Here is a 6,765-nt window from a genome sequence, read left to right as displayed (position 1 = left end):
ACCACCTGATCCCTTCCCGAACTCAGAAGTGAAACCTCTTAGCGCTGATGGTAGTGTGGGGTTACCCATGTGAGAGTAAGTCATCGCCAGCTCATTATTCTAAACACCCCCTGATTCAAAGAGTCAGGGGGTGTTTTTTTATGCGTGGAGGTTTTTTTAAGGGATTTAAACCTGCTGAGGGTAAAAAATACAGATCAGGGATAGAAAAAAACAAGCGTCAAAGCTTCAATTTGGTTTAATTAAGATAAGGATAGGGATTATTTATTAAATTACTTGTTATAAAAAAGAGAGAATGTTGATGATAATAGTTGAAAAGTCTCGTTTCTCAACTATTTACATTTATCTAAAAATCTGAGGGAAGCACAATAGCTCTATAATTGGATCAAATTCGTGGCCACTAGTCCCAATCGTCTACCCAAATTGAAATATGAGAAGTAGATTTAGCTTTATTGGTTATCGACTTAAGGTGAATGCATACAAAGTTTCATTTTTAAATCTACGACTTAAATCGTAGACCAGGATAAAAGTTCTGAAATATTGAGTTTTATTCTGACAATTTTTACTTCAAATAATCTATAGTCTGATAGTCATTGGTTATTTGTTAACTATATGATTTTTAATAATTATAAAAACTAGACCCTTGGTCCATCTATTTTTTTTATGTGTAAATATTTCAATTTCATCTTGCTACTCGTGACATTTTATATCCAATTTTATGCCATATATTTGAAAGGTATCGACCTATACCTTTGTGATTTTGGACAATTTACAGGCAAAAAAGGCATTGTACTGAAAAATAAATCTCACAATTGGAGGTGAGTATCAATGTCTACAAACACAATGAATGTGAATAGTGTCGTTGACCATGCAAAGTTTAAGACTTTTCATATCAACATTATTTTATGGTGCTTATTTATCGTTTTATTTGATGGCTATGATTTAGCAATTAATGGCGTGGTCTTGCCCTTGCTTATGCAAGACTGGGGCTTAACTGCGGTACAAGCAGGTATGCTTGCCAGTACAGCACTCGCAGGCATGATGTTTGGTGCCATGAGTTTTGGCATGTTGGCTGACAAAATTGGTCGTAAAAAAGTAATTTTAATTTGTGTTTCATTATTTAGTCTTTTTACTTTTTTAGGCGGTTTTGCGACGAATCCTACTGAATTTGCAGTACTTCGTTTTATTGCAGGATTAGGTATTGGTGGGGTATTACCTAATTTGGTTGCTCTAACTTCAGAATATGCGCCACAGCGTATGCGCAGCACCTTAGTGACCACCATGTTTAGTGGTTATGCGGTTGGTGGGATTATGGCTGCATTATGTGGGAAATGGTTTACGCCGGACTATGGCTGGCAGATCATGTTTTATATTGCGGGGATCCCACTTCTTTTTGTTCCATTATTCTGGAAGTTTATACCTGAATCACTGACGTTTTTAGTGAAGGCAAATAAGCAAGATCAGGCGCGTCATTTCTTGAAAAAAATTGATCCGGCAGTAAATGTTCCAGCAAATACACAATTGGTTTTATCATCGAATGATCAAACTCAAAGCAGCTCAGTCCAAGCCTTATTTACAGAAAAACGTGCAGTTGGGACGTTATTATTTTGGGTCGCTTTCTTTATGTGTCTCTTAATGCTTTATGCATTAGGTAGCTGGTTACCAAAACTGATGATGGCAGCTGGTTATTCTTTAGGAAGTAGCTTGATGTTCTTAATGGCACTGAATATTGGTGCAGTCATTGGTACTATTAGTGGTGGTGTGCTCGCAGATCGCTTTAATTTTAAACCAGTTTTGATTGGTATGTTGATTGTAGGCGTATTATCCCTTGTTGGTTTGGGCTTTAACTCTCCACAACCTGTGATTTATTTACTGGTGAGCTTGGCTGGTGCATCTTCAATCGGCTGCAGTATTTTACTTTATAGTTATGTGGCGCAGTATTATCCAGTCGCAGTTCGTTCAACGGGTATTGGCTGGGCATCTGCAATTGGTCGTACTGGTGCAATTGTTGGCCCAATCTTAATTGGTTATTTGTTAGGTCTAGAACTTCCACATAAATGGAATTTTATTGCAGTGGCAATTCCAGGGATTATCGGCGCAATTGCAATATTCTTTATCCGACAAGCTCGTGCAGAGGTCCAAGTGCCTGTTGAATCTGATTTGGATAAAAAAGATTTAGCAACTCAACGTTCTTATAGCTAAACCATCATTTTTTATACAATGTTTTATAAATGCCCATCTAATGATGGGCTTTATTTTTGAATAGATAAATTGATTTGCTGTCGTATATGTCTGATGTAGAAAAGCCCCAACATCCTGTCGAGACTTTTCTATATTCACTTTACGGTCAACTACTGTTGTCCCTAAATTTTCTGTTGTATGGTTTTTCTTTTTGTTTTAGGTTTGAGACATCCTGTCTCGGTATAGATTTACTATAGGATGTAAATTGAAGTAAGCCTAGTTGAAACAGCCTCAGTTGTTGTAGGATATTTCTTACAATAAAGTGCAAAAAATACACAAAAAAAGTTTTTTATTTAAATTTAAGTTAATGTTTTAAAAAGTTTATATTTTAATTTTCAATTTTTTATAAAATTTCTATTTCTAATATAATTTTGCATTATCTCTTGCTAATCAACGGTTCTGCCTAATAGCTGAGTACATTAGTTCACCGGTTTTTTTACCATGTTTTATAAACCTTGTTACTTAAATATAGTGAACTTAGCATCAACTCAGCGCATCATAGAGCGAATAGAAAATGACGAATGGCATCGGTTATATGCTCGGTAATTTAGGGAAATTTAAATGACAGATTCAACATTTGATGTACTGGACTATCCATTATTTGTAGCAGGTCAGGCAGTACAAACTGAAAAATGGCTTGATGTTACAGATAAGTTTAGCCAAAGCCTGTATGCACGTGTGGCTTTGGCCGATACAAAAATAATAGAAAAAGCAATTGATGCGGCAGTGAATTCAGCTGCTGAAATGGCAGCATTACAACCTTTTCAAAAGCAAAAAATTCTCTTGCACTGCGTCAAACGTTTTAATGACATGCGTGCTGAATTGACTGAAATTTTAATAGCTGAAGGCGGTAAACCACGTAAAGCTGCAGCTGCAGAAGTTGAACGCTTGATTAATACATTTCAAATAGCAGCAGATGCAGTCAGCCAATTGGATGATGGCCGTATGATTCCATTGGCTGTCACCCCAGCAGCAGCAGGCTACCAAGGGATGGTGAAACATGTTCCGATTGGTCCAGTTTCATTAATTAGTCCGTTTAATTTCCCGATTAATTTAACAGCACATAAAATTGCGCCTGCAATTGCTGCAGGGTGTCCTTTTGTGCTCAAACCTGCAAGTTTAACGCCAATTTCAGCGCTTAAAATAGCAGAAGTTTTGGCAGAAACAGATCTACCCAAAGGGGCATTTTCAATATTGCCTTGTCCACGAGAACATGCCGATATCTTGGTCACCGATGACCGTTTTAAATTGTTGAGCTTTACTGGTTCGGACGTGGTCGGTTGGGATATGAAAGCACGTGCAGGACGTAAAAAAGTTACCCTTGAACTCGGTGGCAATGCGGCAGTCTTGGTTGAACCCGATACCGAAATTAGCGATGCCTTTATTGAGCGCTTAGTCGGCGGGGCATATAACCATGCAGGGCAGGTATGTATTAGTGTGCAACGGATATTGGTGCATGCGGATGTTTATGCCGAGGTGAAGAAAAAGCTGGTTGCACGCATGAAAAAACTTAGCGCTGCTGATCCTGCATTAGATAGCACGATAGTTGGCCCTATGATTAAAGAAAGCGAAGCGATCCGTGTTAACAAATGGGTCGATAAAGCGATAAAAAAAGGAGCGAAGGCCTTAGTACGCGGTGAGCAAAAGGGCGTCATGCTTGATCCGATCTTACTTGAAAATGTCGATGAGTCATTAGAAGTATATAAAGATGAAGTTTTTGGACCAGTCGCGATTTTGGAAAAATACAAAAACTTTGAAAAGGGTATCGCTAAGATGAATAGCAGTCGTTTTGGGTTACAGGCTGGGGTGTATACCCAAAATTTGAGTAAGATGATGTATGCATGGAACCATTTAGAGGTGGGAGGCGTGATTATTAATGATATTCCGTCTTTCCGTGTAGACAACATGCCATATGGCGGTGTGAAGGATTCAGGCTTGGGGCGTGAAGGTATTCAGTCAGCGATTCGAGATATGCAAGAGGAGCGTTTACTCGCGATTAAATTATAAGTTCGCATCAGGCATCTATTGGATTCCATTCGAATAGATGCCTTTATTATTGGGTACAGTATTAAAGACCATTTTATTAAAAGCATAATTCAGCGAACAAGAAGAAATGAAACAGATTTGCTTACTTTTAAGTTTAATGATCGTCCATGTTTCAGCATGGGCATTGGATGCCAATAAAATCGTGAGCGATGCACGCGGACAAATTGGTAAAACCTTGTACTATGATCCTGCATATACCAAATTGGCTTATCCGATGGGTGATGTGCCCATGCTGAAAGGTGTTTGTACTGATGTGGTGATTCGTGCCTTACGTTTACAGGATCTAGATCTACAAAAATCCATTCATGAAGATATGCAACGCAATTTTAAGGTATACCCACAAAAGTGGGGACTGAAAGGGCCAGATAAAAATATTGATCATCGCCGTGTACCCAATATCCAGACGTGGATGAAACGACAAGGTTATCAAGTAACGGATCAGCAATATTTAGCAGGAGATATAGTCACATGGGATTTGGGTCGTGGACTTGTACATATTGGTGTTGTGTCAAATCGAAAAACATTGCTGAATAAGACCCCACTGATTATTCATAATATTGGTGCAGGCACACAGGAAAATGATATTTTGCATAAATATAAAATAACAGGGCATTATCGAATGAAATAATCTTTGAGATTTAATTTAAAAACAATTTATTCCTAAAGGTTATATTATTAATAACCAATTATGTTTAAAAAATAAGCTGATTAAATGAACGGTTGATTAAAAACAGATTATAAAAATAGAATATTTGGTCTAGAAATTACAGAAAATCTGAATAAAAGTGAGTATTGTTAACCCATACAAAGGAAATATATTTTGTCGTGTTTTTAAGCAAAACCAATAGGGTATGTTTCTGTTTGCTATTTGGTATTTGAGCTCACAAGGCAACGCACCAGATCAAACACCCAGAATTTTATTTTTATGGTTCTTTTTTTGCTCGCGATATAACCATAACAAGCAGCAGTAAAAGATGCCTGAGGTTTAGGTGTTCTATGTCAGATAATCGTGAAAACTGGTCGGCACGATCAGGATTTATCATTGCCGCTATTGGTTCAGCCGTAGGTTTGGGAAACATTTGGCGTTTCCCTTATGTTGCCTACGAAAATGGTGGCGGTGCATTTTTAATTCCTTATTTAATTGCAATTTTTGCAGCGGGTTTGCCTTTATTATTTTTAGACTATGCAGTCGGTCATAAATTCCGTAAAGCCCCGCCAACCGCTTATAAAAAGCTCATGAATAGTGAAGCTTTGGGGTGGTGGCAAGTGATGGTGACGTTGATCATCGGGATTTACTATGCCAGCGTATTGTCATGGGCAGGTAGTTATATTTTCTACTCGATTGGTCAAAAATGGGGTGAAGATACACAAGCCTTCTTCTTTAATACCTATTTGCAAAATGCCGATGGTATCGCCTTTGGTTTTGTACCCACACTGTTCTTCGGACTGGTGATTGTTTGGGCCATTACCATGTTCATTCTTTACGGTGGTGTAAAGAAAGGGGTAGAGCTTTCGAATAAAATCTTTATTCCTTTATTGGTGATTTTGTTCTCGATTTTGGTGATCCAAGCCGTACGTTTACCGGGTGCTACGCAGGGTTTAAATGCCTTCTTTACGCCAAACTGGTCTGCAATGACAGATTATAAAGTTTGGTTAGCAGCCTTTGGTCATATCTTCTTCTCGTTATCAATTGGTTTCGGGATCATGTTGACCTATGCCTCTTACCTTAAAGCGAAAACCAACTTGACGGGTTCAGGTGTTGTGGTTGCATTGGCGAACTCATCATTTGAAATTTTAGCGGGTATTGGTATTTTTGCGGCATTGGGCTTTATGGCACACAGTGCGGGTGTACCTGTAAATGAAGTGGTTTCAGGTGGTATTGGCTTAGCCTTTATTGCATTCCCGAAAATTATTTCAAGCTTGGGTGCGGGTGGCGACCTATTCGGTTTCTTGTTCTTCTCATCTCTTGCGGTGGCAGGGATCACGTCAATGGTGAGTATTTTGGAAGTGCCAATTGCATCGTTCCAAGATAAATGGGGTTGGTCACGTAAGAAAGCGGTAACGATTGTGGGTGGTGGTTCAGCGATTGTTTCAACTGTTATTTTCTCGACTCACAGTGCGATTACTTTTGTAGACATCATCGATTACTTTGCCAATAATATTGGTATTGTAGCGGGTGGTTTGTTCTCAATTATTTTAGTGTCTTGGTTCCGTCGTCCATTGCTTGCGCAATTACGTGATCATGTGAATCAATATTCAAGTATTAAACTGGGCTTTGTCTGGAACTTCTTGTTGACCGTTGTCACTCCGCTTTCGTTATTAGTGGCTTTAGGTTTAACCATTAAAGACGTGGCAACGAAAGGTTATGGTGGTTATCCAGTTGAAGTGCTACTACCTGTTGCAGGTATCGTGATTGCTATCTTTGTTATTGGTGCGATTGTCTTTAGCTGCATGAAAGATCAAGATACTCAGGAGAAATAA

Annotated in this window: 4 protein-coding genes and 1 rRNA gene; all 5 read left to right on the top strand. The window is 38.5% G+C overall.

Features of this window, described 5'->3' with window-relative positions; genetic code table 11:
- Nucleotides 1-92 (top strand): 5S ribosomal RNA (rrf, locus tag B9T33_RS10165); the annotation flags it as partial.
- 733 nt (nucleotides 93-825) lie between these two features.
- Entirely contained in the window at nucleotides 826-2,199 is a 1,374-nt protein-coding gene (locus B9T33_RS10160; protein WP_086178780.1) for an MFS transporter, read from the top strand.
- A 600-nt stretch (nucleotides 2,200-2,799) separates the two neighbouring features.
- Complete coding sequence (locus tag B9T33_RS10155) at nucleotides 2,800-4,245, top strand: aldehyde dehydrogenase family protein (RefSeq protein WP_086178779.1); 1,446 nt, start codon at nucleotides 2,800-2,802, stop codon at nucleotides 4,243-4,245.
- A gap of 136 nt (nucleotides 4,246-4,381) precedes the next feature.
- The gene (locus B9T33_RS10150; RefSeq protein ID WP_228145812.1) at nucleotides 4,382-4,912 is read left to right on the top strand and encodes a DUF1287 domain-containing protein; all 531 of its coding nucleotides are present in this window, start codon (nucleotides 4,382-4,384) and stop codon (nucleotides 4,910-4,912) included.
- Nucleotides 4,913-5,280: 368 nt separating this feature from the next.
- Complete coding sequence (locus B9T33_RS10145) at nucleotides 5,281-6,765, top strand: sodium-dependent transporter (RefSeq protein WP_086178777.1); 1,485 nt, start codon at nucleotides 5,281-5,283, stop codon at nucleotides 6,763-6,765.

The organism is Acinetobacter sp. ANC 5054 (assembly GCF_002135295.1).
Classification (GTDB): domain Bacteria; phylum Pseudomonadota; class Gammaproteobacteria; order Pseudomonadales; family Moraxellaceae; genus Acinetobacter.
This window is presented reverse-complemented; position numbering and strand designations above follow the sequence as displayed.

Coding starts and splice junctions, on each gene's coding strand:
- B9T33_RS10155 (WP_086178779.1), top strand. CDS start 2,800: ATGACAGATTCAACATTTGATGTACTGGACTATCCATTATTTGTAGCA.
- B9T33_RS10160 (WP_086178780.1), top strand. CDS start 826: ATGTCTACAAACACAATGAATGTGAATAGTGTCGTTGACCATGCAAAG.
- B9T33_RS10150 (WP_228145812.1), top strand. CDS start 4,382: ATGATCGTCCATGTTTCAGCATGGGCATTGGATGCCAATAAAATCGTG.
- B9T33_RS10145 (WP_086178777.1), top strand. CDS start 5,281: ATGTCAGATAATCGTGAAAACTGGTCGGCACGATCAGGATTTATCATT.